Origin of the sequence: Seohaeicola sp. 4SK31 (genome assembly GCF_028802875.1) — a bacterium.
Taxonomy (GTDB): Bacteria; Pseudomonadota; Alphaproteobacteria; order Rhodobacterales; family Rhodobacteraceae; genus Seohaeicola.
Map to the genome: position 1 here is coordinate 161,655 of NZ_JARAMP010000002.1, position 25,849 is coordinate 187,503.

The 25,849-nt window shown below is 64.7% G+C and carries 25 protein-coding genes; 11 read left to right on the plus strand and 14 right to left on the minus strand.

Annotated elements, in window-relative coordinates; all coding sequences use genetic code 11:
* Positions 1-7: 7 nt before the first annotated feature.
* Positions 8-595 carry an HNH endonuclease gene (locus tag PVW27_RS02400; protein ID WP_274554936.1) on the minus strand — a complete coding sequence of 196 codons (588 nt, stop codon included), beginning with the start codon at positions 593-595 and terminating at the stop codon, positions 8-10.
* Positions 596-825: 230 nt separating this feature from the next.
* On the opposite strand from PVW27_RS02400, the gene PVW27_RS02405 reads away from it, so the two are divergent.
* Positions 826-1,275 (plus strand): VOC family protein, encoded by a 450-nt coding sequence (locus tag PVW27_RS02405; protein WP_274554937.1) that lies wholly within the window; start codon positions 826-828, stop codon positions 1,273-1,275.
* Between the two features lie 5 nt (positions 1,276-1,280).
* On the opposite strand, the gene PVW27_RS02410 is transcribed toward PVW27_RS02405, so the two are convergent.
* Together PVW27_RS02410 and PVW27_RS02415 are read right to left on the minus strand one after the other, a co-directional pair.
* Positions 1,281-1,946, minus strand: a complete 666-nt coding sequence (locus tag PVW27_RS02410; RefSeq protein ID WP_274554938.1) for an alpha/beta hydrolase — start codon at positions 1,944-1,946, stop codon at positions 1,281-1,283.
* Entirely contained in the window at positions 1,943-2,572 is a 630-nt protein-coding gene (locus tag PVW27_RS02415) for a DNA-3-methyladenine glycosylase family protein (protein WP_274554939.1), read from the minus strand. Before PVW27_RS02415 ends, PVW27_RS02410 begins: the two co-directional genes overlap by 4 nt.
* Positions 2,573-2,881: 309 nt before the next feature.
* Between PVW27_RS02415 and cobA the strand changes: the two genes are divergently transcribed.
* Together cobA and PVW27_RS02425 are read left to right on the plus strand one after the other, a co-directional pair.
* A complete protein-coding gene (gene cobA, locus PVW27_RS02420; protein WP_274554940.1) occupies positions 2,882-3,715 on the plus strand; it encodes a uroporphyrinogen-III C-methyltransferase in 834 nt (277 codons plus the stop codon).
* 72 nt (positions 3,716-3,787) lie between these two features.
* On the plus strand, positions 3,788-5,005 hold the full coding sequence (locus tag PVW27_RS02425; protein ID WP_274554941.1) for an MFS transporter: 1,218 nt from the start codon (positions 3,788-3,790) through the stop codon (positions 5,003-5,005).
* 4 nt (positions 5,006-5,009) lie between these two features.
* On the opposite strand, the gene PVW27_RS02430 is transcribed toward PVW27_RS02425, so the two are convergent.
* Genes PVW27_RS02430 through cysS form a run of 3 tightly spaced genes read right to left on the minus strand, consistent with a single transcriptional unit; the run spans position 5,010 to position 8,808 of the window.
* On the minus strand, positions 5,010-5,765 hold the full coding sequence (locus PVW27_RS02430; protein WP_274554942.1) for a squalene/phytoene synthase family protein: 756 nt from the start codon (positions 5,763-5,765) through the stop codon (positions 5,010-5,012).
* On the minus strand, positions 5,762-7,396 hold the full coding sequence (cimA, locus tag PVW27_RS02435) for a citramalate synthase (RefSeq protein ID WP_274554943.1): 1,635 nt from the start codon (positions 7,394-7,396) through the stop codon (positions 5,762-5,764). The genes PVW27_RS02430 and cimA overlap by 4 nt, the downstream gene beginning before the upstream one ends.
* The gene (gene cysS / locus PVW27_RS02440) at positions 7,396-8,808 is read right to left on the minus strand and encodes a cysteine--tRNA ligase (RefSeq protein ID WP_274554944.1); all 1,413 of its coding nucleotides are present in this window, start codon (positions 8,806-8,808) and stop codon (positions 7,396-7,398) included. The genes cimA and cysS overlap by 1 nt, the downstream gene beginning before the upstream one ends.
* 224 nt (positions 8,809-9,032) lie before the next feature.
* Between cysS and PVW27_RS02445 the strand changes: the two genes are divergently transcribed.
* Positions 9,033-10,223, plus strand: coding sequence for a pyridoxal phosphate-dependent aminotransferase (locus tag PVW27_RS02445; RefSeq protein ID WP_274554945.1), 1,191 nt, complete (start codon positions 9,033-9,035; stop codon positions 10,221-10,223).
* A 165-nt stretch (positions 10,224-10,388) separates the two neighbouring features.
* On the opposite strand, the gene PVW27_RS02450 is transcribed toward PVW27_RS02445, so the two are convergent.
* Both PVW27_RS02450 and PVW27_RS02455 read right to left on the minus strand, forming a co-directional pair.
* Positions 10,389-10,937, minus strand: a complete 549-nt coding sequence (locus PVW27_RS02450; protein WP_274554946.1) for a peptidylprolyl isomerase — start codon at positions 10,935-10,937, stop codon at positions 10,389-10,391.
* Positions 10,930-11,436 (minus strand): peptidylprolyl isomerase, encoded by a 507-nt coding sequence (locus PVW27_RS02455; protein ID WP_274554947.1) that lies wholly within the window; start codon positions 11,434-11,436, stop codon positions 10,930-10,932. Before PVW27_RS02455 ends, PVW27_RS02450 begins: the two co-directional genes overlap by 8 nt.
* Positions 11,437-11,562: 126 nt before the next feature.
* Here PVW27_RS02455 and PVW27_RS02460 point away from each other — a divergent pair, with 126 nt between their 5' ends.
* The 7 genes from PVW27_RS02460 (at position 11,563) to PVW27_RS02490 (ending at position 18,762) form a co-directional block, all read left to right on the plus strand.
* Positions 11,563-12,747: a phosphoglycerate kinase gene (locus PVW27_RS02460; RefSeq protein ID WP_274554948.1), complete on the plus strand. Its 1,185-nt coding sequence runs from the start codon at positions 11,563-11,565 to the stop codon at positions 12,745-12,747.
* 180 nt (positions 12,748-12,927) lie between these two features.
* Positions 12,928-13,227, plus strand: coding sequence for an FtsB family cell division protein (locus PVW27_RS02465; RefSeq protein WP_274554949.1), 300 nt, complete (start codon positions 12,928-12,930; stop codon positions 13,225-13,227).
* A 155-nt stretch (positions 13,228-13,382) separates the two neighbouring features.
* Positions 13,383-14,393 (plus strand): pyruvate dehydrogenase (acetyl-transferring) E1 component subunit alpha, encoded by a 1,011-nt coding sequence (pdhA, locus tag PVW27_RS02470; protein WP_274554950.1) that lies wholly within the window; start codon positions 13,383-13,385, stop codon positions 14,391-14,393.
* Between the two features lie 14 nt (positions 14,394-14,407).
* Positions 14,408-15,775 (plus strand): pyruvate dehydrogenase complex E1 component subunit beta, encoded by a 1,368-nt coding sequence (locus tag PVW27_RS02475; RefSeq protein ID WP_274554951.1) that lies wholly within the window; start codon positions 14,408-14,410, stop codon positions 15,773-15,775.
* A gap of 11 nt (positions 15,776-15,786) precedes the next feature.
* Positions 15,787-17,100, plus strand: a complete 1,314-nt coding sequence (locus tag PVW27_RS02480) for a pyruvate dehydrogenase complex dihydrolipoamide acetyltransferase (protein WP_274554952.1) — start codon at positions 15,787-15,789, stop codon at positions 17,098-17,100.
* Between the two features lie 180 nt (positions 17,101-17,280).
* Positions 17,281-17,883 carry a toxin-activating lysine-acyltransferase gene (locus PVW27_RS02485; protein ID WP_274554953.1) on the plus strand — a complete coding sequence of 201 codons (603 nt, stop codon included), beginning with the start codon at positions 17,281-17,283 and terminating at the stop codon, positions 17,881-17,883.
* A 3-nt stretch (positions 17,884-17,886) separates the two neighbouring features.
* On the plus strand, positions 17,887-18,762 hold the full coding sequence (locus PVW27_RS02490; protein WP_274554954.1) for a Hint domain-containing protein: 876 nt from the start codon (positions 17,887-17,889) through the stop codon (positions 18,760-18,762).
* Positions 18,763-18,797: 35 nt separating this feature from the next.
* Here PVW27_RS02490 and cysE read toward each other — a convergent pair whose 3' ends face one another.
* The 6 genes from cysE to PVW27_RS02520 all read right to left on the minus strand — a co-directional run bounded on the left by cysE (position 18,798) and on the right by PVW27_RS02520 (position 25,845).
* The gene (cysE, locus tag PVW27_RS02495; RefSeq protein ID WP_274554955.1) at positions 18,798-19,607 is read right to left on the minus strand and encodes a serine O-acetyltransferase; all 810 of its coding nucleotides are present in this window, start codon (positions 19,605-19,607) and stop codon (positions 18,798-18,800) included.
* Positions 19,608-19,684: 77 nt separating this feature from the next.
* Complete coding sequence (locus tag PVW27_RS02500; protein WP_274554956.1) at positions 19,685-19,990, minus strand: DUF7742 family protein; 306 nt, start codon at positions 19,988-19,990, stop codon at positions 19,685-19,687.
* Positions 19,990-23,907, minus strand: a complete 3,918-nt coding sequence (locus PVW27_RS02505; RefSeq protein ID WP_274554957.1) for a baseplate multidomain protein megatron — start codon at positions 23,905-23,907, stop codon at positions 19,990-19,992. The genes PVW27_RS02500 and PVW27_RS02505 overlap by 1 nt, the downstream gene beginning before the upstream one ends.
* Positions 23,907-24,347 carry an NlpC/P60 family protein gene (locus PVW27_RS02510; RefSeq protein WP_274554958.1) on the minus strand — a complete coding sequence of 147 codons (441 nt, stop codon included), beginning with the start codon at positions 24,345-24,347 and terminating at the stop codon, positions 23,907-23,909. The genes PVW27_RS02505 and PVW27_RS02510 overlap by 1 nt, the downstream gene beginning before the upstream one ends.
* Positions 24,344-25,216, minus strand: a complete 873-nt coding sequence (locus tag PVW27_RS02515; RefSeq protein WP_274554959.1) for a DUF2163 domain-containing protein — start codon at positions 25,214-25,216, stop codon at positions 24,344-24,346. Before PVW27_RS02515 ends, PVW27_RS02510 begins: the two co-directional genes overlap by 4 nt.
* Positions 25,213-25,845: a DUF2460 domain-containing protein gene (locus PVW27_RS02520; RefSeq protein WP_274554960.1), complete on the minus strand. Its 633-nt coding sequence runs from the start codon at positions 25,843-25,845 to the stop codon at positions 25,213-25,215. The genes PVW27_RS02515 and PVW27_RS02520 overlap by 4 nt, the downstream gene beginning before the upstream one ends.
* Positions 25,846-25,849 lie beyond the last annotated feature (4 nt).

Genomic DNA, 25,849 nt, shown 5'->3' on the forward strand with positions numbered 1-25,849 from the left:
CATCAGGTCAGTACGCTTCCAGCTCGGCATCCCAGTAAAGGTAATCCATCCAGCTTTCGTGCAGGTGGTTGGGCGGAAATTTGCGCCCCATGTTCCGCAGCTCCTCGGCGGCGGGGGCGCGTGGCGGTTTGCGCAGATGCATGCCCGCATGGCGCAGGGACTTGGCCCCCTTGCGCAGATTGCAGGGGGCGCAGGCGGCCACCACATTCTGCCAGCTTGTGATCCCCCCCGCCGCACGCGGCACCACATGGTCGAAGGTCAGATCGCCCTTGGCCCCGCAATACTGGCAGCTGAATTCGTCCCGCAGAAAAAGATTGAAGCGCGTGAAGGCCACGCGCTTCTGGGGTTTGACGTAATCTTTCAGCACCACCACCGACGGAAGCCGGAAGACGGTGCTGGGGCTTCGGACCACATGGTCATATTCGGCCACGATATCCACGCGGTCCAGCCAGGCAGCCTTGACCGCCTCTTGCCAGGGCCAGAGCGACAGCGGGTAGTAGGACAAGGGCCGGTAATCCGCGTTCAGCACAAGCGCGGGGTAATGCCTGAGCACCGCCGGTTCCCTGACGAATTCTGTTCTGAAATCTACACTCATCTGGCGCAAAGCTCCCCTGCCCTGTCTGCCGGTCTCTGGCTCCAGAGCGGGTGCACCCGCCCCGTCAATGTCAGACTATATATCGTGGTGCGTATCCGGCAAGCCCCACGACATGCAGTAGCCATGCCAAATGCATTAGTGCGCCGATGCGACAGTCATATGACGCTTGTTCCCTGCGGAGGCGCGCCGCCCCCCTTGGAGGGAGGCCATTGAATGCCTATTTTTAAGGCATGACAGAGATAACACGCCATGACGCCCCGCCCCCGCCGCTGTCGGCCATTCTGGAAACCGCGCTCTATGTCGATGACCTTGTCAAGGCGCGCCAGTTCTATGGCGATGTGCTGAAACTGGAGATTCTGACCGAGGTGGAAGGTCGCCACGTCTTTTATCGTCTGGGTCAGGCGATGCTGTTGTTGTTCGATCCGATCGCAACCTCCGGCCCCATGGCGGACCCGCCTGCCCCTCAGGTTCCACCGCATGGCGCGACCGGGCCGGGGCATGCCTGCTTTGCCGTTGCGCGCGACGACCTGACGGTCTGGCGCGATGCTCTGACAGCCGCAGGCGTTCAGATCGAGTCCGAGGTCACATGGCCGAACGGTGCAAAGTCGATCTATTTCCGCGATCCGTCCGGCAATTCGCTGGAAATGGCCGAGCCCGGTCTGTGGTTCGAGGGTGCCTGAGGCGCCTAAAGGCTGAGCTTGTCGCGCATGAAGGCCAGTGCGACGGACAGGCCGTCCGGCGCGATGCCGTGGGCGGTGCCCTTCATGATATGGGCGAAGACTTCGGTGAAGCCTGCATCCTGCAGGGCTTGCGCGGCTTGCGGCAGCGATTGAACGGGGACCACATCATCGGCGTCGCCATGCACCAGCAGGATGGGCATGCGGCTGACCACCTCGTCGGGCAGGACCTCGGGCTGAAGCAGACGGCCTGAAAAGGCGATCACGCCCGCCACCGGGTCTTCGCGGCGCGGAGCCACATGCAGCGACATCATCGAGCCTTGGGAAAAGCCAAGGAGGACCATCTGTTCGGGCAACAGATCCTCGTCCACCAGAATCCCATCGAGAAAGGCGTTCAGATCCTCGACCGCTGCCTGCATGCCGCGGGCCGCCTCTTCCTCGGAGGAGCCGTCGATCCAAGGGATCGGGAACCACTGGAAGCCGAAGGGCGCACCAGCGCAGGCTTCGGGCGCGTCAGGGGCCACGAACAGCGTGTCCGGCAGATGTTCGCCCAATGGATCGGCCAAACCCAGAAGATCGGCCCCATTGGCCCCATAGCCATGCAGGAACACCACGACCGAGCGTGTCTCGCCCGACAATGGCGCGCGGCGCTGTGCGTTCAAACCCCGAGTCATGCGATCCCTTCCTTCTGCTTTTGCACATGGTAGTAGGCCCAAAGCATCCGCGCCGCAACCGAGCGCCACGGGCTCCATCCGGTCGCCATCTGTCGGAGCGCGGATTCGCGCGGGCGGTCGGGCAGGTTGTAGAGCATCCGTGCCCCTTCCTGCAGCGCCAGATCGCCCGGCGCGAAGACATCCGCATGGCCAAGGCTGAACATGGCATAGATTTCGGCGGTCCAGATGCCGATGCCTTTGACCGCGACCAGCGTGGACACAACCTCGTCGGTGGGCGCGTCTCGGAGCGCGGCATAGTCGATCCCCGCCGCCGCCAAGGCATGGGCATAGGCGGCTTTCTGGCGGCTGAGGCCGAGGGCGCGCAATTCGTCTTCGCTATGCTGTGCCACGGACTCGGGCGTCGTGAGCCCTGCGGCCTCCAACCGGCCCCAGATCGCGCGGGCCGAGGCGACGCTGACCTGCTGGCTGACGATGGCGCTGAGGAGTTGGGCGAAGCCATCCGGGCGGCGGCGCAGCGGCAAGGGGCCGGTGGCCGCATAGGCCCGCGCCATGGCAGGGTCAGTGGCGCAGAGCCAGTCCACGCCTTCGGCCACGCAGGCATCGGTGAGGATGATGCGCTGGGTCATGAGCGGTGATCGACGGGCGAATCAAGTGGTGCGGCGGCGGTATGCATGGGACAAACCCTATCCCAGCAGCCCTGAAAGGCCAGCCCGGCCCGGTGAAGCGGGCCGACTTTCCCCGGATCGGCGAAAAGACCGGCCATCCCGCCGGGATGTGCCCCTCTGGCACAATGTTTGCCTTGGCTGGGCACGGCAGAACCAGAGGAGATCGCTCGCCCTGGGAGTGGGAAGATGTTCTGGTCAGTGGCCCGTTCTTACCCTGATTTTCGGAATTTTCCGCTTTGAATCACATCTTACCGGAACGATATTCCGCTTATGAGCAACATGTTCCCCCTTCCCAATGCCCAATGGCCGGTGATGAGCCCCGGTTCTGTCTGGTTGTGCGGCGCAGGCCCCGGCGATCCCGGTCTTCTGACGCTGCACGCGCTCAACGCGCTCAGGCAGGCGGATGTGGTTGTCTATGACGCGCTGGTCAGCCAGCAGATCCTTGATTGGGCACCGCAGGCTGTGCTGGAATATGCGGGCAAGCGGGGCGGCAAGCCTTCGGCGGTGCAGGAGGATATCACCGACAGGCTGGTGGCGCTGGCCAGTCAAGGCAAGCGTGTGCTGCGTCTGAAAGGGGGCGATCCGTTCGTCTTTGGGCGCGGGGGCGAGGAGGCGCGGGTGCTGATCGCGGCGGGTATCGCCACGCGGATCATTCCGGGCATCACGGCCGGGATCGGCGGGCTGGCCTATGCGGGTATTCCCGTGACGCATCGCGAGGTCAATCAGGCGGTGACCTTCGTGACCGGCCATGACGCCACGGGCGAGACACCCGTCAGCGTGGACTGGACTGCGATTGCGCAGGGCAGCCAGATGATCGTGATCTATATGGGCATGAAACATGTGGGCCAGATCGCGGCCAAGCTGATCGCCGCAGGGCGCAGCCCCGACGAGCCTGCCGCCGTGGTCGTGTCCGCCACTACGCCGCAGCAGCGCGTGCTGGATACGACGCTGGGCGGGATGGAGGCGGATATCGCCGCCTCCGGGCTGGAGCCGCCTGCGATCCTATGCATCGGCGAGGGCGTGCGTTTGCGCCACGGGCTGGACTGGCAGGCGCTGGCGGTGGGCCTGTCGCCCGCTTTGCGTCCGGCCATGGCGGCCAGCTGACAGCGCAGCTTGCTGCATTGCGGCAGGATTATCGCCCTTGCGAGCGCCGCGCGCGCGGTCTAGCACTTTCGCATGAGCGAAACTGCATATATCCCCGACGACGCCCGCGCCAAGCGCAACGTGATGATCCTTGTGATGGCGCAGGCCATTCTTGGCGCGCAGATGCCGATGATCTTTACCATCGGCGGGTTGGCGGGACAGTCTCTGGCGACGAATCTGTGCTGGGCGACGTTGCCCATCTCGCTCATCGTGCTGGGGTCAATGCTGGCCGCGACGCCCGTTTCCGCCATCATGCAGAAATATGGCCGCCGCACGGGGTTCCTGATCGGGACCACGGCGGGGGCGATTGGCGGGGCCATCGGGGCTTATGGGCTGTATGTGGCATCCTTTCCGATTTTCCTGCTGGGCAGTTTCATCACCGGTATCTACATGTCGGGGCAAGGGTTTTACCGCTTTGCCGCCGCTGATACGGCGTCTGATGCCTTCCGGCCCAAGGCGATTTCCTATGTCATGGCGGGGGGCCTGCTGAGTGCGGTGATCGGCCCGCAACTGGTGAAAGTTACCGCCGAGTCGATGGTCATCCCCTTCCTCGGCACCTATCTGGCGGTCATCGCGGTCAATGTGATCGGGTCGGGGCTGTTCTTCTTTCTGGACATTCCCACGCCCAAGCCACCTGCCCATGACGCGCCCAAGGGGCGCAGCCGGATGGACCTGCTCAAGACACCCGCCGTGGCCGTGGCCGTCATCTGCGCCACCGTGTCCTATGCGCTGATGAACCTTGTCATGACCTCTTCGCCGCTGGCGGTGGTGGGCTGCGGGTTTCAGACCAATGACGCGGCCAATGTGGTGACGGCGCATGTTCTGGCGATGTATGCGCCCTCGTTCTTCACGGGCCATCTGATTGCCCGTTTCGGGGTGGAGCGGATCGTGGGGCTTGGCCTTGTGATCCTTGCGGGGGCCGGCGGCGTGGCCCTGATGGGGGTCGAGCTGGAGCATTTCTTCGTGGCGCTGATCCTGCTGGGGATAGGCTGGAACTTCGGCTTTATCGGGGCGACCACGATGCTGGCCGCGAACCATGCCCCGCATGAGCGCGGCCGGGTGCAAGGCATGAACGACCTGATCGTCTTCGGCGGGGTGACGATGGCCTCGCTGTCATCGGGCAGTCTGATGAACTGCTCGGGCGGGACCGCGCAGGAGGGCTGGATGGCCGTCAATATGGCCATGCTGCCGTTTCTGGTGCTGGCCACGGGCGCGTTGATCTGGCTGGCGATGCAGCCGAAAGAGGCGTGACTGTCTAAAAGAGGCGCGCGCGCAGCAGGGTGAGGCGGCGCAGCGCCTCGGGTTCGGCCAAGCGTCCCTCGGGAATTGCGGCGGGATCGCGCAGGGCGCGGCTAAGGATCGCTTTGGCGCGCCATGCTGCAAGTTCCGCGATGCGCTGCGGCAGGTTGGGACGGGCACCCCGTCGCTTCAGCCTGTCCAGATGGGACGTGACCAGATCGCTGAACTGCGCGGTGGTCATTTCGGGCAAGGGGTTGATGCCGCGGGCCAGAAACATCGGCACGCCCAAAAGGTAATTGGCCAGCCCCGCTGCCGCGCCACGATCGCGGGCGCGCACCTCATCCGTGCAGCCAAGCGCACGGGCGGTGGCCCACATCAGCGTTCCGCCTGTTTCGGCGACGTATTCGGCCAGATCATCGGCGCTGGCCATCGGCAGGCGCTGCGCCTCGCGACGGCGCGCCGCCACGCAGCCCATCAGCAGGCACGCGCCATCAGGGTCCAGAACCTGCGCCAGCGGGGTGGCGACCTCGTGCCGGCGGACGGGCCCGCCCGAGGCGATCTCCTCCAGCACATCATGCCACCATTGCAGGCGCATTTCCGCGATCAGGGGTTCGTTGCTCATCCAAGGGGCGCGGGCGATTTCAAGGTTGAAGGCGTAGATCGGAAACAGGATCCGGCGCATCGCGACAGGTGCCGCCATGGTCGCGGCGAAACGGTCGGGGTCGCCGCGCTCGACGATCTGCGCGCAGGCGGCCGTATCTGCGGTGATCATGCGCGAGCCCCGGCTGTCTCGGTGGCTTCACGCAGCAGTTTCCAGTTGATCGCATCCAAGAGCGCCTCGAAGCTGGCGTCAACGATGTTGGGGCTGACGCCCACGGTGGACCAGCGGCGGCCCTGCCCGTCCTCGCTGTCGATGATGACGCGGGTCACGGCCTCGGTGCCGCCTTGCGTGATGCGGACCTTGAAATCGACCAGACGCATATCGGCGATGGCCTCGCTATATTGGCCCAAGTCTTTACCGAGTGCCTTGGCCAGCGCGTTCACCGGACCACGGTCTGATCCCGCCTCATCCATCGACTCGCTGACCGAGAGTTTCTTTTCGCCGTCCACTTTCACCACGACGACCGCCTCAGAGAGGCTGACCATGCGGTCATACTTGTTCTTGCGACGCTCGACCGTGACGCGGTAGCGCTTGACCTCGAAGAAGGCTGGGGCCTGGCCCATCTCGGCGCGGGCCAGCAGTTCGAAACTGGCTTGGGCGGTGTCATAGGCATAGCCCTGTTCCTCGCGCGCTTTCACCACTTCGAGGATGCGGCCCAGCACCGGGCTGTCGGGGGCAACGTCCAGCCCCGCCTCGGCCAGACGGCGGCGCAGATTGGATTGGCCTGCCTGATTGGACATGGGGATGATGCGGGTATTGCCCACAACGGCGGGGTCGATATGTTCGTAGGTCGCGGGGTCCTTGAGGATCGCGCTGGCATGCAGCCCGGCCTTGTGGGCAAAGGCGGAAGCGCCGACGTAAGGCGCCTGCCGCATCGGCACGCGGTTCAGGATATCGTCCAGACGGCGGCTGGCGCGGGTGAGGCCCGAGAGGGCCTCAAGGGTCACGCCCGTTTCATACAGGCTGGCATAGGGTTCCTTGAGCAGCAGTGTCGGGATGATCGTGGTGAGGTTCGCATTGCCGCAACGCTCGCCCAGACCGTTGAGCGTGCCCTGCACCTGCCGCGCGCCTGCGTCGATGGCGGCCAGCGTGCCCGCCACAGCGGTTTCAGTGTCATTATGGGTGTGGATGCCCAGACGGTCGCCGGGGATGCCAGCGGCGATGACCTCAGCCGTGATACGGCCGATCTCTTCGGGCAGGCAGCCGCCGTTGGTGTCGCAGAGCACGATCCAGCGTGCGCCCGCGTCGAGCGCGGCTTTCAGGACGGTGAGGGCGTAATCGGGGTTGGCGCGGTAGCCATCGAAGAAATGTTCGGCATCGAACAGCGCCTCGCGGCCCTGCGCCACCAGATGACTGACCGAGGCGGAGATGTTTTCTGCATTCTCTTCGAGTGTGATCCCCAGCGCTGTGGTGACGTGGAAATCATGGGCCTTGCCGACCAGACAGACGGCGCTGGTCCCTGCGTTCATCACGGCGGCCAGAACGTCATCATTGGCGGCCGAGCGCCCTGCCCGCTTGGTCATCCCGAAGGCGGTCAATGTGGCCCGCGTGCGAGGGGCGGCTTCGAAAAAGGCGCTGTCGGTGGGGTTGGCACCGGGCCAGCCGCCCTCGATGTAATCCACGCCAAGCGCGTCCAGCATCCCGGCGATGGTCAGCTTTTCAGCGGTCGAGAATTGCACACCCTGCGTCTGCTGCCCGTCACGCAGGGTGGTGTCGTAGAGGTAGAGGCGGTCTTTTGGCATCAAAGCCCCTCCAGTTTGGCAGGATCGAAGCCGGGACCGGGCACAAGTTCAACGCCGTCTTTGGACATGCGAACCTCGATTCCGGCGTCAAGAAGTGCGGCTTTGAGGCGGTCGACGTCAGCAAAGTCTTTGGATTGCATCGCGACGGCGCGCAGATCATTCAATTTCTGCGCAAGTGACGAGAGCATGTCGCTGGACTCAGGCATCGCCGTATTTCCCGTCGTTTCAATGCCTTGAACCGATATCGCTTGCCGATATCCATCCGACAGGAACCCCAGAAATCGCGCGTTATCCAGAAGTTTTTGCGGCTCTGTTCTCAATTCGTTCACTCTTGCGAGGGCAGAATGGGTGTTCAGATCATTCGCAAGCGCCGCGACAAGTGCGGGGTCAGGCGCGAATTGGGAAAGAGGTGTCGGATGCAGATCGCGCGTTACGCTGCGCCAATGTTCAAGGGTCTTCTGGGCCTGTGCCGCCTTGTCCGCCGTCCAGTCCATCGGCTTGCGATAATGCGTCATCAGAAAGACGTAGCGGATCACCTCGCCGGGGATGCCCTGGTCCAGCAGGTCGCGGACGGTGAAGAAATTGCCAAGGGACTTGGACATCTTCTTGCCCTCGACCAGCAGCATCTCGTTATGCATCCAGACGGTCGCAAAACCGCCCTCGGGATGGGCGCAGCAGCTTTGGGCGATTTCATTCTCGTGATGCGGGAAGGCCAGGTCGATGCCGCCGCCGTGGATGTCGAAGCTGGCCCCCAGCAGTTCCTGCGCCATGGCCGAGCATTCGATATGCCAGCCGGGGCGGCCCCTGCCCCATGGGCTGTCCCATCCGGGCAGATCATCGGTGGACGGCTTCCAGAGGACGAAATCCATCGGGTTGCGTTTGTAGGGGGCGACTTCGACGCGGGCACCCGCGATCATGTCCTCGACCGTGCGGCCCGAAAGCGCGCCGTAGCGGCTGTAGCTGTCCACGGCGAAGAGCACATGACCCCCAGCCGCATAGGCATGACCCTTGGCGATCAGGTCCTCGATCATGGCGATCATCGCGCCGATATAGGCGGTGGCGCGGGGCATGTGGTCGGGTTCGAGCGCGCCCAAGGCGCCCATGTCGTCGAGATACCAGCGGATGGTTTCCGCGGTGATGTCACCGATGCTGCGGCCCGTCTGGGCGGCCTTGGCGTTGATCTTGTCGTCCACATCGGTGAAGTTGCGCACATAGGTGACATGATCCGCCCCATGGACGTGGCGCAGAAGGCGGTAGAGCAGGTCGAACACCACCACGGGGCGGGCATTGCCCAGATGCGCGCGGTCATAGACGGTGGGGCCGCAGACATACATGCGCACATTGTCGGGGTTCAGCGGGGTGAACACCTCTTTCCGGCGGGTCTTGGTGTTGTGCAGCTTGATGATCGTCATCGGGTCCTCACACGCGGGTCCGCGGCGGGCTTAGCAACTTCAACTCGGGTTGGGAATAGAAGAACGCGCCGCCGGAAGGTTCAGGCGGTAATGCAGCAAATGGTCATGATGGCACGGGCGTTCATGGCAGTATCATATCCGTTGATCCGCGCCGCCACAATCGCTGAATTGACATGGCGCGGCCGGATGTGGCCACTGGCGGCAAGCAATGAGAGAGGGTCGCCATGCAATTGTCACAGCGGATCACCACGCTTTTGGGGGATGGGGATGATGGCTGGGGCGTTTTCTACCGCGCACGGGCCATGAAGGCTGCGGGGCGCGAGGTGATCGAGCTGACCATTGGCGAGCATGATATCCGCACCGATCGCAGCATTCTGGACGCGATGCACGGGGCGGCGCTGGCGGGGCATACGGGATATGCCAGCATTCCCGGCATTCCCGCCCTGCGCGACGCCGTGGCGGCCCGGGTTCAGGCGCGCACAGGCGTGCCGACGGCCCGCGAAAATGTGCTGATCACGCCGGGGGGACAGGCCGGGCTGTTCGCGACGCATCACGCATGTGCCGATCCGGGCGATACGGCGCTCTATGTCGATCCGGCCTATGTGACCTATCCGGGTGTGCTGCGCGCGCTGGGCCTCGTGCCGCGGGCGGTCGGCGCAAGACCGGAGGATGGATTCCAGCCCCGGGCCGGTGATCTGGATGCGGCCGTGCGGGCGGCGCATCGACCGCGTTCGCTGCTGGTCAACAGCCCCAACAATCCGACGGGCGGGGTCTATTCCCCCGCCACGCTGGAGGGCATTGCGCGGGTGGTGCAGGAGCACGATCTGTGGCTGATCTCGGACGAGGTCTATGACACGCAGGTCTGGGACGGGGACCATCTAAGCCCGCGCGCCCTGCCCGGCATGGCCGAACGGACATTGGTGATCGGGTCGATGTCGAAGTCGCATGCGATGACGGGCAGCCGGATCGGCTGGATCTTGGGGCCGGAAGCCGCGATCATGCGGCTGGCGGATCTGGCAACGCATACGACCTATGGCGTGCCGGGTTTCGTGCAAGAGGCGGCTCTGTTCGCATTGGCGCAGGGGGATGGACTGGAAACGGCGGTGGCGGCACCGTTCCTGCGCCGCCGTGACATGGCGCTGGAGGTATTGGGGCGGCAGAATATCGTGCGGGTGCAGCCTCCTCAGGGGGCGATGTATCTGATGCTGGATATCCGCGGCACCGGAATGAGCGGCGAGGCCTTTGCAATGGCGCTGCTGGAGCGGCACGGGATCGCGGTGATGCCCGGGGAAAGTTTCGGAGCAGCGGCGGCGGGCCATATCCGCGTGGCGATGACCGTGGCGGATGAGGTTTTCGTGGAGGCGCTGGGGCAGTTGTTGGCGTTTGCCCAAGAACAGGCGGCGCTGGCAGCGTGAGGCGCCGGACATGGAGGCGCGGCTGACGCCTTTGGGATGGATGACGGCGCGACCACAACAGCCGGGGTCGCGACAAAGCCCCCGCACCCGGATGCAACCGGGAAAGACAGCGCCATGAAAAACGGGGCCGCAAGGCCCCGTTTGAGTGACATATGGATCAGATGATCACTCGGTTACGGTGACCGTTTTCATGATGTCGGGCTGCCCAGTGACCATGCCGTTCTGACCGGTGCCACGCTTGATCGCGTCAACGACCTCCATCCCTTCGGTGACACGACCGACGACGGTGTATTGGCCGTTCAGGAAATAACCCTCGTCGAACATGATGAAGAACTGGCTGTTGGCGGAGTTCGGGTTCTGGCTGCGCGCCATGCCGACGACGCCGCGGTCGAAGGGGATGTCCGAGAATTCGGCCTTGAGGTCGGGACGGGCAGAGCCGCCCATGCCAGCGCGGGACATGTTGCCCCCCAGCTTGCCGAATTCGACATCGCCGGTCTGGGCCATGAACCCTTCGATCACGCGGTGAAAGACGACGCCGTCATAGCCGCCCTCGGCCGCGATGGCGGCGATCTGGGCAGCATGTTCGGGGGCCACATCTTCCAGAAGGTCGATGGTGATGGTGCCGTTGGCCTCGCCCTCGACTTCGATCTGGATGCCGGTGGCCAGTGCGGGACCGGCCAGACACATCAGTGTCGCTGCAATCGCCTTATACATCGGCGGCCACCTTGACGCTGATCATGCGATCGGGGTTCGCGGGCGGCTCGCCGCGGGTGATGGCGTCGACATGCTCCATCCCGTCGATGACACGGCCATAGACCGTATACTGGCCGTTCAGGAAATGGTTGTCCTTGAAATTGATGAAGAACTGGCTGTTGGCCGAGTTGGGGTTCTGGCTGCGGGCCGCCCCCAGCGTGCCACGGTCATGCGGCAGGCGTGAGAATTCTGCCGGCACGTCGGGCAGGTCGGAGCCGCCTGTGCCCGCGCGGCGGATGTTGAAGCCGTCTTCCATGTCGCCATGTTCCACATCGCCGGTCTGGGCCATGAAGCCCTCGATCACGCGGTGGAAGCAGACGTTGTCATATTGACCGGAACGGGCCAGTTCCTTCATCCGGGCGCAGTGCTGGGGGGCCACGTCGGGCATCAGCTCGATCGTGACGGTGCCGCCCTTCAGCTCGATGAGGATGGTGTTCTCGGGGTCTTTGATCTCGGGCATCTGGGCCTCCTCTGTCTGGTTCTGGGCAGATACCTAAGGCCCTTGGGCGCAATTGCCAAGCGGGGTGTTGACGCAAGCGCGTCTTCACGCCAAGAGGTGCGCGGGCTGATCCCGAGGAGCGATGGAATGACCTGGAAGACCCTGGATGACATGGACCTGGACGGCAAGCGGGTTCTGGTGCGCGTGGACATCAACGTGCCGGTCGAAAAGGGCAAGGTCACGGATGCCACGCGGATCGAGAAGATCGCCCCCACCGTGCGCGACATCCTGAGCCGGGGCGGACGCGTGCTGCTGGTGGCGCATTTCGGGCGGCCCAAGGGCAAGGTGGTGCTGGATATGAGCCTGCGCGTCACGATCCCCGCGCTGGAGAATGTGCTGGCGCGGCATGTGACATTTGTCGAGACCTTCGACGGGGCGGAGGCCGCCACGAATGACGTGGTGCTGCTGGAGAATATCCGCTTCCATCCCGGCGAGGAGGCGAATGACCCCGCCTTTGCCGCACAACTGGCCGAACTGGCGCAGATCTATTGCAATGACGCGTTTTCGGCAGCGCATCGCGCCCATGCCTCGACGGAAGGGCTGGCGCATCTGATGCCGGCCTGCGCCGGGCGGCAGATGGAGGCGGAGTTGCGGGCGCTGGAAGCAGCGCTGAGCAAGCCCAAGCGGCCCGTGGGGGCGGTCGTGGGCGGGGCGAAAGTCTCGACCAAGATCGAGTTGCTGGAAAACCTTGTCGAGAAGCTGGATGTGCTGATCATCGGCGGGGGCATGGCCAATACCTTCCTTGCCGCACAGGGCGCGCAACTGGGCGCGTCGCTGCGCGAGGCCGAGTTCGAGGAGACCGCGCGGGACATTCTGGCCAAGGCGGCGCGCACGGGATGCAAGATCATCCTGCCCGTGGATGGCAAGGTGGCGCGCACATTCGGGGCGGGTGTGCCCTTTGAGGTGATGCCGCTGGGCGCTGATACGGTGCTGGAGGCGGATCAGATGGTGCTGGATGCAGGGCCGCTGTCCATCGCGGCCATCACGGCGGCGTTCGACGGGCTGCAGACGCTGATCTGGAACGGGCCGCTGGGCGCGTTCGAGATTGCACCTTTCGATGAGGCGACGATGGTGACGGCCCGCCATGCAGCGGCGCTGACGCAGGCGGGCAAGCTGATCACCGTCGCAGGTGGCGGCGATACGGTGGCCGCGCTGCATGCAGCGGATGCGGCGGATGACTTCACCTATATCAGCACGGCGGGAGGGGCCTTCCTTGAATGGATGGAGGGCAAGACCCTGCCCGGTGTCGCCGCGCTTGAGGGGAATGGCTGAGGCCGGTGCTGTCCTTGGAGATTTGACGCAATAAGACGCAGCGGTCTGTGCCGCAGGGCGAATTTTGTGCTTATTTTCAGTGTTTTTTCGTGTTTTTCAACCGAAAGGGGATTCACAAGACGAATCACCTGTGGCATGGTTCGGGAAAGCGTCGAGACAGGCGCAGGCAAAGGCAGAGCAATGACATCCCGCACCCGTCCGGCATTTGGCGTCGTGATCTTTTTCGCTGTGGCGTTCAGCCTTGGCGCCTATTTCACCTTTGCCGCGGTGCAGGGCAATTATGGGTTGTTCCGCCGCGCCGAAGTGACCGCCGATGCCGAAAAGCTGCGTCAGGAGCTGGCCGTGCTTGAGGCGCGCGTGGCGCGGATGGAGAACCTGACGCGCCGGCTGTCGGACGACTATCTGGATCTGGACCTGCTGGACCAGCAGGCGCGCGATGTGCTGGGCCTGCTGCGCGCGGATGAGATCGTCGTCAGATAAGACCTGCCCCGCCGCATAAGGGACCTTTACCCCCCTTTCCAAGCCTTGACCCTGCGCGGACACAGGGCGCGAAGTTTGCACTCGCATCACGGGGTTGAATCCTGTATTAAATAGTTTAACGCTAAACTATCTGATACGCAGGAGGGGGATGCCGCATGGCCACCAGAAAAAGCCAAAAGGTTTCAAACGTTTCCGCCGACGAGCTGAAAGGCTTTTACCGCGACATGCTGCTGATCCGGCGATTCGAGGAGAAGGCGGGGCAGCTTTACGGCATGGGTCTGATCGGCGGGTTCTGCCATCTCTATATCGGGCAGGAAGCGGTGGTCGTAGGTCTGGAGGCGGCAGCCGAGGAAGGCGACAAGCGCATCACATCCTACCGCGATCACGGCCATATGCTGGCCTGCGGGATGGACCCGAACGGGGTCATGGCGGAACTGACCGGGCGCGAGGGGGGCTACTCCAAGGGCAAGGGCGGGTCGATGCACATGTTCTCGAAGGAGAAGCATTTCTATGGCGGGCACGGGATCGTGGGGGCGCAGGTGCCCTTGGGTGCGGGTCTGGCCTTTGCGGACAAGTATCTGGACAACAAGCGCGTGACATTCGCCTATTTCGGCGACGGGGCCGCGAACCAGGGGCAGGTTTACGAGACGTTCAACATGGCGGCGCTGTGGAAGCTGCCGGTGATTTTCGTGATCGAGAACAATCAATATGCGATGGGGACGTCGCAACAGCGTTCGACCTCGTCGGCAGAGATCTATGAGCGCGGGCATGCCTTCGGTATTCCCGGCGAGGCGGTCGATGGCATGGATGTGCTGGCGGTCAAGGCGGCGGGCGAGAAGGCCGTGGCGCACTGCCGGGCCGGTGATGGTCCCTATATCCTTGAGGTGAAAACCTATCGCTATCGCGGCCATTCCATGTCGGACCCGGCGAAGTACCGGACCCGCGAGGAGGTGCAGAAGATGCGCGACGAGAAGGATGCGATCGAGCATGTGCGCGATCTTCTGTTGTCGGGCAAACATGCGACCGAGGACGATCTGAAAGCGATCGACAAGGAGATCAAGGACATCGTGAACGCGAGCGCCGAGTTCGCGAAGGAAAGCCCGGAGCCCGCGCTGAGCGAGCTTTGGACCGATATCTATGCCGATGAAGTGCCGCAGAGCGCGTAAGGGAGACTATACCAATGGCAACTGAAATCCTGATGCCCGCCCTGTCGCCCACGATGGAAGAGGGCACGCTGGCCAAATGGCTGGTCAAGGAAGGCGATACTGTGAAGGCCGGGGACATTCTGGCCGAGATCGAAACCGACAAGGCCACGATGGAATTCGAGGCGGTGGATGAAGGCGTGATCGGCAAGTTGCTGGTGGCCGAGGGCACCGAGGGCGTGAAGGTCAACGCGGCCATCGCCACGCTGCTGGAGGATGGCGAGAGCGCGTCCGATGCGGCGCCGAAGGCTGCGGCGAAGGCCGAGGCCCCGAAAACGGAGGCGCCCAAGGCGGCGGCCCCTGCCCCGGCCCCGGCGGCACCGAAGGCTGCGAAGATGCAGCCCGACTGGCCCGAAGGCACGGAGACGCGCAAGCAGACCGTGCGCGAGGCCCTGCGCGACGGGATGGCCGAAGAGATGCGGCGCGATCCCAATGTCTTCCTGATGGGCGAGGAAGTGGCCGAATATCAGGGCGCCTACAAGATCAGCCAAGGCATGCTGGACGAGTTCGGCCCCAAGCGCGTGATCGACACGCCGATTACCGAGCATGGCTTTACGGGCATCGCGGTCGGCGCGGCTTTTGGAGGGTTGCGGCCCATCGTGGAGTTCATGACCTTCAACTTCGCCATGCAGGCGATTGACCAGATCATCAACTCTGCGGCCAAGACGCTGTATATGTCGGGCGGTCAGATGGGTGCGCCGATGGTGTTCCGTGGCCCCAATGGTGCGGCGGCGCGTGTGGGCGCGCAGCACTCTCAGGATTATGCGGCATGGTATGCACAGATTCCGGGGCTCAAGGTGGTGATGCCCTATTCGGCATCCGACTATAAAGGGCTGATGAAAACCGCGATCCGCGATCCCAACCCGGTGATCTTCCTTGAGAATGAGATCCTCTATGGCCGCAGCTTCGATGTGCCGGTTCTGGAGGATTACACCGTGCCGTTCGGGAAGGCCAAGATCTGGCGCGAGGGGACGGATGTCACCATCGTCAGCTTCGGGATCGGCATGACCTATGCGCTGGAAGCGGCGGAGCGGTTGGAGAAGGACGGGATCAGCGCCGAGGTGATCGACCTGCGGACGCTGCGCCCGCTGGACTATGACACGCTGATTGCGTCCGTCATGAAAACCAACCGCTGTGTGACTGTCGAGGAGGGTTTCCCCGTGGCCTCGATCGGGAACCACCTGTCGGCCTATATCATGGAAAACGCCTTCGATTATCTGGACGCGCCTGTGATCAACTGCACCGGCAAGGACGTGCCGATGCCCTATGCGGCCAATCTGGAAAAGCTGGCGCTGGTGACCACCGACGAGGTTGTCGCAGCCGTGAAAAAAGTGACCTACCGCTAAGGAGACACGCGATGCCTGTTGAAATTCTGATGCCCGCGCTGTCGCCCACGATGGAAGAGGGCACGCTGGCGAAATGGCTGGTCAAGGAGGGCGACACCGTGTCTGCGGGCGACCTGTTGGCCGAGATCGAGACGGACAAGGCCACGATGGAGTTCGAGGCCGTGGACGAGGGCGTGATCGGCAAGCTGCTGGTTGCCGAGGGGACAGAAGGGGTGAAAGTCAATTCGCCCATCGCGCTGTTGCTGGAGGATGGCGAGAGCGCCTCTGACGCCAAGGCGACGGCCCCCAAGTCGGAGGCTGCGTCCAAGGCGGAGGCCGCGCCCAAGGATGAGCCGGCGTCATCCGAGGCCAAGGCGGCGCCCCCTGCCCCGAAGGCCGCGGATGGCGGACGGGTCTTTGCCTCGCCCTTGGCGCGGCGGATTGCGGCGGACAAAGGGATTGATCTGTCCGGCGTGACCGGGTCGGGTCCGCATGGGCGGATCGTGAAGGCCGATGTTGAAGGAGCCAGCCCGCAGGCGAAACCTGCGGCGGCGACCACCGAGGCTGCGGCCCCGGCCTCGGCCAAGGCTGGCGCGCCTGCCGCGATGCCCACGGGTCCGTCGACGGATACGGTTCTCAAGATGTACGAGGGTCGCGCCTATACCGAGATCAAGCTGGACGGGATGCGCAAGACCATCGCCGCCCGCCTGACCGAGGCCAAGCAGACGATCCCGCATTTCTATCTGCGGCGTGACATTCATCTGGATGCGCTGATGGCCTTTCGCGGGCAGTTGAACGCGCAACTGGAAGGGCGCGGCGTCAAGCTGAGTGTCAATGATTTCATCATCAAGGCCTGTGCGTTGGCGTTGAAGCAGGTGCCTGCGGCGAATGCGGTCTGGGCGGGCGACCGGGTGTTGCAGCTGAAACCCTCAGACGTGGCGGTGGCCGTGGCGATCGAGGGCGGTCTGTTCACGCCTGTGCTGAAGGATGCCGAGATGAAGTCGCTGTCGGCGCTCAGCGCCGAGATGAAGGATCTGGCGGCCCGGGCCAAGTCGAAGAAGCTGGCTCCGCATGAATATCAGGGCGGCAGTTTTGCGATCTCAAACCTTGGCATGTTCGGGATCGACAATTTCGACGCCGTGATCAACCCGCCGCATGGGGCCATTCTGGCCGTGGGCGCGGGCGTCAAGAAACCCGTCGTCGGCAAGGATGGCGCGCTGGCCGTGGCGACCGTGATGTCGGTCACCCTCTCGGTGGATCACCGGGTGATCGACGGCGCACTGGGCGCGGAGTTGTTGCAGGCGATCAAGGATAATCTGGAGAATCCCATGGCCATGCTGGCCTGATCCCGGATCTGCCAGGCAACCCAAATACAACAGGACAGGCCGGACCTTGCAGGGGTCCGGCCTTTTCGTTGATTTGAGCGGGGTTGTTTATTACATTTCATCGAAAGATTGCACTGAGGCAGGTGCGCAACCGACAAGACGGGATGAACCCGCATCACGGTATTGCGCGTTGAACGGGACATGCTGGAACCAGAGAACGAGCGGTTCTTCCGCAAGACATTGCGTCATTTCGCAGAGATGCGGAATCAAGGGCCAGGGGCCTCGACCTCCTCGGAGAGTTTTCCGGTGGATTGGTTCGACATTCCGCATGACAAGCTGGCCGATTACGGGGCGATGACCTTTCTGGCCGGATTGACGAATTACCACCGCGAGCAACCGCTGGCGCGGGCCATGCATTATTTCGAGCCGCCGTTGCGTCTGGGGCATTACAAGATATTCCGGTCGAACGGCTTTCCACGCGCCTTCATCACATGGGCCGGGTTGTCCCCGGCAGCCGAGCGGGCCTTTGCGCTGGATCATCTTCCTCTGGAGCCGGAGCACTGGACCAGTGGCAGTTCGGTCTGGCTGGTCGATTTCGTGGCCCCTTTCGGCCATGTGGACCAGATCGTGCCGATGCTGACCCAGAACCCGGACCTGACGCGAGTGCGCACGTTATGGCACAATGCCGCGGGTGACAGATACCGGATCGTGCAATGGAGCCGCCAGCCCGGCACATCGACCGTTGAAGTCAACTCCTATGGGGTCAGGCAGTTTCACGGAATTCTTCAACAGGAAGAGGGTTGACCGATGGGCGGAGCTGCACCGAATATCGTGGGCACGACAAGTGGGAGCGTAACCGAGAAGTCGGGCTTGCCTGCCACGGGCGATCTGGACGACTCGGGCAATACGAACAGCGATGTCTGGAGCATCTCGCAAGCGCCGCTTTATGGAACGGCCACGATCAACAGCAACGGGACATGGAGTTATGTCCTGAATGACAGCAATCCGGCCGTGGATGCGCTGGATGCGGGCGAGACGCTGACGGATACGTTCGTGGTGCTGCTGTCCTCGAACGGGACGGATACGCAGACGATCACCATCACGATCAACGGGGTGCCCTGCTTTGCGCGTGGAACGCATATCGACACACCCGCCGGGCGGGTCCGGGTCGAGGACCTGCGCGCGGGCGACATGGTCGAGACGCTGGATGCCGGGCCGCAGCGGGTTGTCTGGGTCGGCAGCCGCATGGCCTCGGGTCTGGGGGATGATGCGCCGGTGCTGATCCGCAAGGGAACGCTGGGCAACAGTGCCGATCTGCGCGTGTCACCGCAGCACCGGATGCTGATCCGCGATCCGCTGGCAGAGTTGCACAGCGGCGAGGCCGAGGTTCTGGTGCCGTCGGTGCATCTGGTGAATGACGTGACCGTTCTGCGCGCGCCTTGCGAGGCGGTGGAGTATTTCCACATCCTGCTGCCGCGCCATCACATCCTGTTTGCCGAGGGGGCCCCTGCCGAAAGCTTTTTTGCCGGTGGGCAATGGGCCGAAGCGATCCCCGAGGTCAGCGCATGGGCCGCGCGGTTGCAGGCGCGCCATCCGGGCCGCTGGACGCGCGCGATGACGCCGGCCCGTCCGACCGCAAACCGGTTCGAGGGGCAGGTTCTTGCGTTGAACATTGCCGAGTAAGCGCGCGGGCGCGATGGCCCGCGGCCCGAGGTTGCCTAGAGACTGTCGCGCAGCAACTGATCCATGGTGATCGACGGCGTAGCGCAGCCCGCCTCGCCCACGACCTTGGCGGGGACGCCAGCGACGGTGGTTTTAGGCGGCACGTCATGCAGCACGACAGAGCCGGCGGCGATGCGCGAGCAATGGCCGATATGGATATTGCCCAGCACCTTGGCCCCTGCCCCGATCAGCACACCTTCGCCGATCTTGGGGTGACGGTCTTCCTCTTCCTTGCCGGTGCCGCCGAGAGTGACGGAATGCAGCATCGAGACATTGTCGCCCACCACGGCAGTTTCGCCGATCACGATGGAATGGGCATGGTCGATCATGATCCCCTTGCCGATGCGGGCGGCGGGGTGGATATCGACGCCGAAGGTTTCCGACACGCGCATCTGGAAGAAATAGGCCAGATCCTGCCGCCCGGTCGTCCAGAGCCAATGGGCCACGCGGTAGGCCTGCACGGCCTGAAAGCCCTTGAAGAACAGGAGCGGTTGCAGGAAGCGGTGGCAAGCCGGGTCGCGGTCGTAGACGGCCATGATGTCGGCGCGCGCGGCCAGAGCCAGAGCGGGATCGGCGCCATAAGCCTCGTCGCAGATTTCACGGATCAGTTGTTCGGACATCTCGCCCGAGGCCAGTTTCAGGGCGGTGCGATAGGCGAGTGCACATTCGATGGAGCCGTGATGCAGCACGCTGGAATGGATCAGACCGCCCAGCATGGGTTCGTCCTTCACGGCCTGTTCCGCTTCGGTCAGGATGCGGTTCCAGACCGGGTCGATCTGCGCAAGTTTCGTCTGGATTTTCGGCATGGCTTTGTCCTCTTCATCGTCATGATAAACCAAGTCGCGGGGGGAGGCCAAACGCAAAGCTGTGAGAGCGGCCAGATTCATCCGACCGGCCCGTTGCGGGATGCCGGGCCGCGCCGCGTGAGTGCCGTCAGGACAAGGATCAGGCAGCGGGCATACTCTACGTCCTGAAGGCGTGGTTCGGGCGGTAACGGCAGGACACGGGCCCGCGCCATCAGCGTGCCATTGCCCCAGCGGGGATGCGCCCGACCAAAACGTTTGCGGTAGCGGTCGGCGGCATCGGCCTGCGCGATGAGTTGCGCGCAGGCGGTGGGGCGTTGCGGGGCGGCAAGGGTCAGCAGATGGCGCGCCAGCGCTGTCAGGTCGCCATGCATGACGGGGCGCATCAGGCCGCGATGGTCAGGCTGGCGCGGAAGCCGGGACCGGTGCGGGCGGAGCGTTGCGCGACCTCGATCCGGTATGCGCCCTGCAGGGCGTCGGCCTGCCGCATGGCGGTGGTATAGGTCCAGTGAGGGCTGTTGATCGTCTCCTCGCGGCGCAAAGTGGTGCCTTGGAGGATGCGGAGCAGGTAGCTTTCGGTGTCCTCGCCCAGCGGGATATCGGGGCTGTCCCAACTGTCGGCGTCGATGCGGCTGCGGCGGGTCCAGGTGACATGCAGGGTGCCGTCCGCATCCGGGATGGCACGCAGGTGGACGGGTGCAAGGGGTTTGAGGCCGGTGCCATTGAACGCCTGTTCCAGCGCGGTGAAGGAGGGATCGTCATAGCCCTGTTGCGCCGGGCCGATGCGGTAGTGGCGGGTCAGGCCGCGCGCAGAACTGGGCAGGTCGATCTGTTCCGGGGTGCCGTCGAGCAGGACCAGATAGCTGCCTGCGGGCCATGAGCCGGGCATGATGGCATCGGTGCCAAGCTGGCCGCGCAGGAGAAGCGAGAGGGTATAGGTGTCGGGGGCGGTCAGCGTCGCAGAGGCGAATTGCAGCAGTTCCCAGCGGTCGGACGTGCCATCACCGATCGCGGCAAGGTTGCCGCCCGCCAGCAGCGTGGGCAGGTCGATGGAGGAAAGCTGCCCCGCTGTCACGCGCACTGTCACCGTGGCGCGCCGGTCCAGCAGGCCGGGTTGGCCGGCGGCGAGCGGGGTTTGCGTCACGCCGATGACAGAGCGGCGCTGGATCACACGGTTGAGCGTAAAGCCCTGCCCGGTGGGCGAGGCATAAAGGGCCGCCGCCCCCGGCCATGGGTCGGCGGTGACGGCGATATACGGCGCATGGGGAACCTCGTCCCCGGTCATCAGCGGCAGGTCCAGAAACAGGGCAAAGACCGGCATCGGGGGGATGAAGGCGGGCACGGGGGTGGCCTCATCCTCCAGCCCGGCGGGCAGGTTCGTGGCGGGGTGGACACGCAGCGCCTCGATCAACTGGGCGGGGCCGCTTTCGACCCGGTCGATGCGATATTGCGCGCCGGTGGCGTCGCCTTGCAGGGTCAGCAGGTCCCCTGCCCCCAGATGCTGTTGCGAGGGTGGGAGGGCCAGACGCAGGCTGTCGCGGGCCAGTCGCGCCTCGGCCAGCCAGCGTTCGGCGATCTGGCGGCCCTCGGTGCGGGTCAGCAGCAGCGGGATTTCCGAGGCTGCGACGGCATGGGTCGCCTCGTCCGGCAGGATCGCCTCTTCGGCGACGGCGGTATAGGCGGGATCGGCCTGCACGAAGCGCAGGCGGATGCGTCCTGTCATCTCGGCTTGCGCATCGCGGCTGTGTTGCGGATGGGGCGGGCTGTCGGGCAGATCCGCCACTGTGTCGGGGGCGATGGTTTGGGCCACGCCATCGCGGCGCATGAGAAAGCGCAGGCGGCCATCCCGTTCGACGGCGTCGAAGCCATAGGCGAGCATCAGGGGTTGCAGGGCGGCGCGGGCGTCGGCGACCTGCGCCAGCACATAGCCGCGCACGATGCCGTGCAACCGGCTGGTGTCGGGGTCGCTAAGGCCCGCGCGGGCGCAGATCTCATCCACGACCGAGGCGAGAGAGCGGGACGCAAGCCGCCCGGTCACCCAATGGCCGCGCGCGTAGTTCGCGGAATCCGCCCAGAGGCGGGCGTTGGCGGGAAAGAAAGGAAAGGGCCGCGCATCCCATGCCCAGACGAAGGCGCGGGACATGTCCAGCATCGGGCCACCATAGAGGGGCGAGACGGGATTGTTTTCCGGTGCCCGCCAATGGCCCAGCATGGCGCGCAGGTATTGCATCTGGATCACCTCGTCCTGCTGGCCGCTGGAGTGATGGGGCGCGAAGGACTCGGATGATTTCGGGTCGAGAAATACATTGGGCTGATTGGTGCCCTTGTCCACGGCGGGGCAGCCCAGTTCCGTGAACCAGATCGGTTTGGACTGCGGCACCCATGCGGTGGGTGTGGCGCTGCGCTGGCCGTCCACACGTTCGTGGTGGCTGTTGGACCACCAGTTGCGGATGTCCTTGTAGCGCCAGATCCATGGCTCGTCATGCGCGTCATCGGTGATGGGGGTGCGGATCTGGGCGGCGCGGGCCTCGGGGGAGTGATAGAACCAGTCGAAGCCCTCGCCGCCTTCGATATTGGCGCGCAGATAGGCGGGGTCGTAGATGCTGCGCCATGCGGCGTCGGCATGGTCACGCCCGTCGCGCCAGTCGGAGAGCGGCATGTAATTGTCGATGCCGATGAAGTTGATGTTCGGATCGGCCCAGAGCGGGTCGAGGTGGAAGAAGCGGTCGCCATTCCCCGGCTGGTAGCCGAAATATTCCGACCAGTCGGCGGCATAGCCGATCTTCACGCCCGGCCCGAGGATCGCGCGGACTTGAGCGGCGAGTGCGCGGAGCGCGGTGACGGCGGGAAAGCTGTGGGCGGGGCCGCGGAGGTGTGTCAGACCGCGCATTTCCGAGCCGATGCAGAAGCTGTCCACCCCACCCGCAGCGGCGCAAAGGGCGGCGTGGTGCAGGATGAAGCGGTTATAGCGCCATTCGTCGGGGCCATGATAGCTGACCTGTCCCGGTGCGACCGTGAAATGCGCGGCCTGGGCGGTGCCGAAGAAGGCGGCGATTTCGGCGTTCATGGCGGCTGTGCCATCAGGTGAGCCGTCGCGGCCCGGTGCGCGTGAGGCCGTGATGCGACCGCGCCAGGGCAGGACGGGCTGGCTGGTGGCGTCGGAATACGGATCGGGGCGGGTATTGCCTGCCAGTTGATCCATCAGGATGAAGGGATAGACCATGACCGCCTGCCCTTCGGCCTGCAAGCGGCGGATCGCGCCGATCACCGAGGCATCGGTGGGCGTGCCGCCATAGACGGGGCGGTCGTTCAGTTGCACGATGGTCTGGGCTTGTGTGCGGGTCAGGGTGCTGACGCGCCACGGCATTTCGGCCCCGTCGAATTGCGCTTGCTCGACCTTAGGCCGGATCGTGCATTCCGCGCAGCGCAGGTCGTCGCCGAACCAGCTGACGATGAGGGATGTGGCACGGCAATGCGGGGCCTCGATCCGCAGGCGGTCGATGGAGGTGACGATATCGGGCTGGCCGGAGGGGGAATTGATATTGGCGCTGCGGCCCTGCCCCGGTCCGTAGGCATAGCTGACGGGTGTATCGGCCAGCGCGTATTCGCCGCTGCCGGGCATCATCGCCACGGCCCGCACCAGATGGGCGGGGTCCGGATCGGTGTGGCCTGCGCCGCGCGGATCGGGGCGGAGGACTTCGAATTCGAATTGCGGCACACGGTTGCCGAAGCGATCGAGCGCCAGATCCTCGAACACGACATAGGCGGTGCCGCGATAGGCAGGCACCTGGCCCGCGCCCTCGACCGCTTCCATTCTTGGGTCGGGGCGTTGATCGGCATCGCCGGGATAGACGCGCATGTTCAGGTCGCGGATCGGGAGTTCGGTCCCGTCTGCCCAGACGCGCGGCACGCCTGCGATCACGCCTTCGCACAGCGCGATGGCCAGGCTGATGGAGTAGCTGTAGCTGGTCTGGGTGACGCGGGGTTTGCCCTTTCCCCCGCCCGAGCGGGTGACGGCGACGCTTTCGTTGAAATCCGACGCCCAGATCACATGCCCGCCGATCCGCATCCGGCCATAGACCTGTGCGATGGCCTCGCCCTCGCCCGAGCCGGTCAGGCGGAAACGGTCGACGCGGCCTGTTTCGACCGCCTGCGCGCCGGTGCCCAGAAGGCGCTGGTCGATGGCGCGGCCCAGCGTGGCGCCGGCGAGCCGCCCGACGGCGACCATGGACAGGCCCAGTGCTGTGCCCCCGATCGAGCCGCCGATGGCGGCGCCTGCAGCGGAGAGAAGTATCGTAGCCATCACCGGCCCCTTTCTGGAAATGCGAACCGTGCCGCGATGCGCCGTTGCCATGCTGGCCCCAGCGCGCTTTCGACCACCCCGTGACCGGAATAGGCATGGATGAGCCCGGCCCCCTGTGGCGTGTCGGACAGGATGCCAAGATGCTTGGCGACAGATCCCGCGCGCATGCGGAAGAGCAGCACCTCGCCCGGTTGCGGGTCCGTGGCGGGCGTGACGCAGTGGCGGGCAAGGGCTTGCCAGAGCCATTCCTGCCCCTGCGGTTCCGCCCAGTCAGGGCTGTAGGGGGGCAAGGGTTCGGGTTCGGGTCCGATACAGTCGCGCCAGATCCCCCGAATGAGGCCGAGACAGTCGCAGCCCACGCCCTGCAAGGACGCCTGATGGCGGTAGGGCGTGCCGATCCAACGCCGCGCGGCGGTGACGATAAGGCTGTGCGACGTCATCGTCTGCTGCCACCGCGCAGGGGGCCGGTGGCGGGATCGCGCAGCATCCAGCCGTCGCCGGGCAGGTCGGGGAAGCCCTGAAAATTGACCAGATTTCCGAATTTCACGCGGCAGGTCGCGAAACGTTTGTCGCAGCCTGAAATCAACGTGACCTGATCTCCGGGGGCGATGGCGGCGCGCAGGGGCTCCCACAGTTCGATCAGGCGCAACCCATCCTGCGGTCTGTCCTGCTTGATGGTGCTCCAGAGCCCGGAGGCCGCGCCGTCCTGCACCTGAAGGCGACCGCGCCGGAACCAACCTGCGGGCTGTGTGCCGCTGCCCGCCAGATGCAGGATGCGGCCATCCGCGACGGTGACCACTTCCAAGCTCAGCGCGTGATCCGGACCTGTCAGATCGACCCGGCAGGATGCGTCGCCCAGAACGGCGGTGCAGGGTTTCTGATAGATGCGCCCCAAGGGGCGGTTGAGCGCCTCGGTCAGGCCGCGCAATTCGGCGGTGAAGGCGGCACCGGTGCGGCGCATCTCGCCGATGGAACCGCGAAAGCGCAGTTGGCGCTGGCTCGGATCGGCCCAGTTCACGCGCCAGCAACGCACCTCTGCGCCGTCGAAACGTCCTGCCTCGATATCGGCCTCGGAGATGGCGGCGTCGCTGAGGACCCCCAGCGCTTCGGTATTGTCGACCGAGAGGCCAGTGGCCTGTTGCAGCGCGCGGGCGGCAAGGCCGCTGTCGGCGCGGAAGGTGATCGCGTCGAAGGTCAGGTCAAGGTCATGGTCGGTGAAGCCGAGCACCATGCCATCGGCGCGCGTGAGGGCCCATGCGTGGCAAAGCGTGGTGAGGCCGGTGGCCAGATGGTCCATGAGGCTGGTCATAGGCGGATCTCCAGCACGGGGACGCGCGGCACCTCGCCCGCCTTGAAGCTGGCGACGCTGGTCGAGATACGGTCGGTGTCGAAGCGCACGGGCACGTCGAATTCAAAGCCTGCGGTGATTTCCAGCCCTGCCGTCGGTGCCTCGGTCAGGGTGACAAGACCGGTGGTCAGATCGACCTCGAAATCGACGCCTTCATAGAGGCGGGTGCCCTCGATCCCCATGGTGACGGTGCCGAGGACAGGTTTGGCGATGGGGCGGGCGTAGCTTTGGTCGCCGGAGCGGTAGGTCTTGATCAGTTGGAACACCCGGGTCGTGCCGTCTGCGCGGGCGATGACCTGATCGTCGGGGCCTGTCTGTTGCGATGGCAGGCAGGAGCGGAAGTCGGCCCAATCCTTCCAGCGGAAGCCGAACATCTGGGCGCGGCGCGCCTCGAAAAACGCGATGAGGCGTTCGACATCGTCCAACGACCGCAGGCCCACGCCCGCATCATAGCGGCGGCGGGAATGGGCCCATGGGGTGTTGCGTTCCTCATGCCCGTTGGCAAGGGTCACGATGTCGGTGCGCCGCTCTGGCCCGCCCAATGATCCGAAACTCAGGTTCGCGGGAAACCGCACCTCGTGAAAACTCATGACC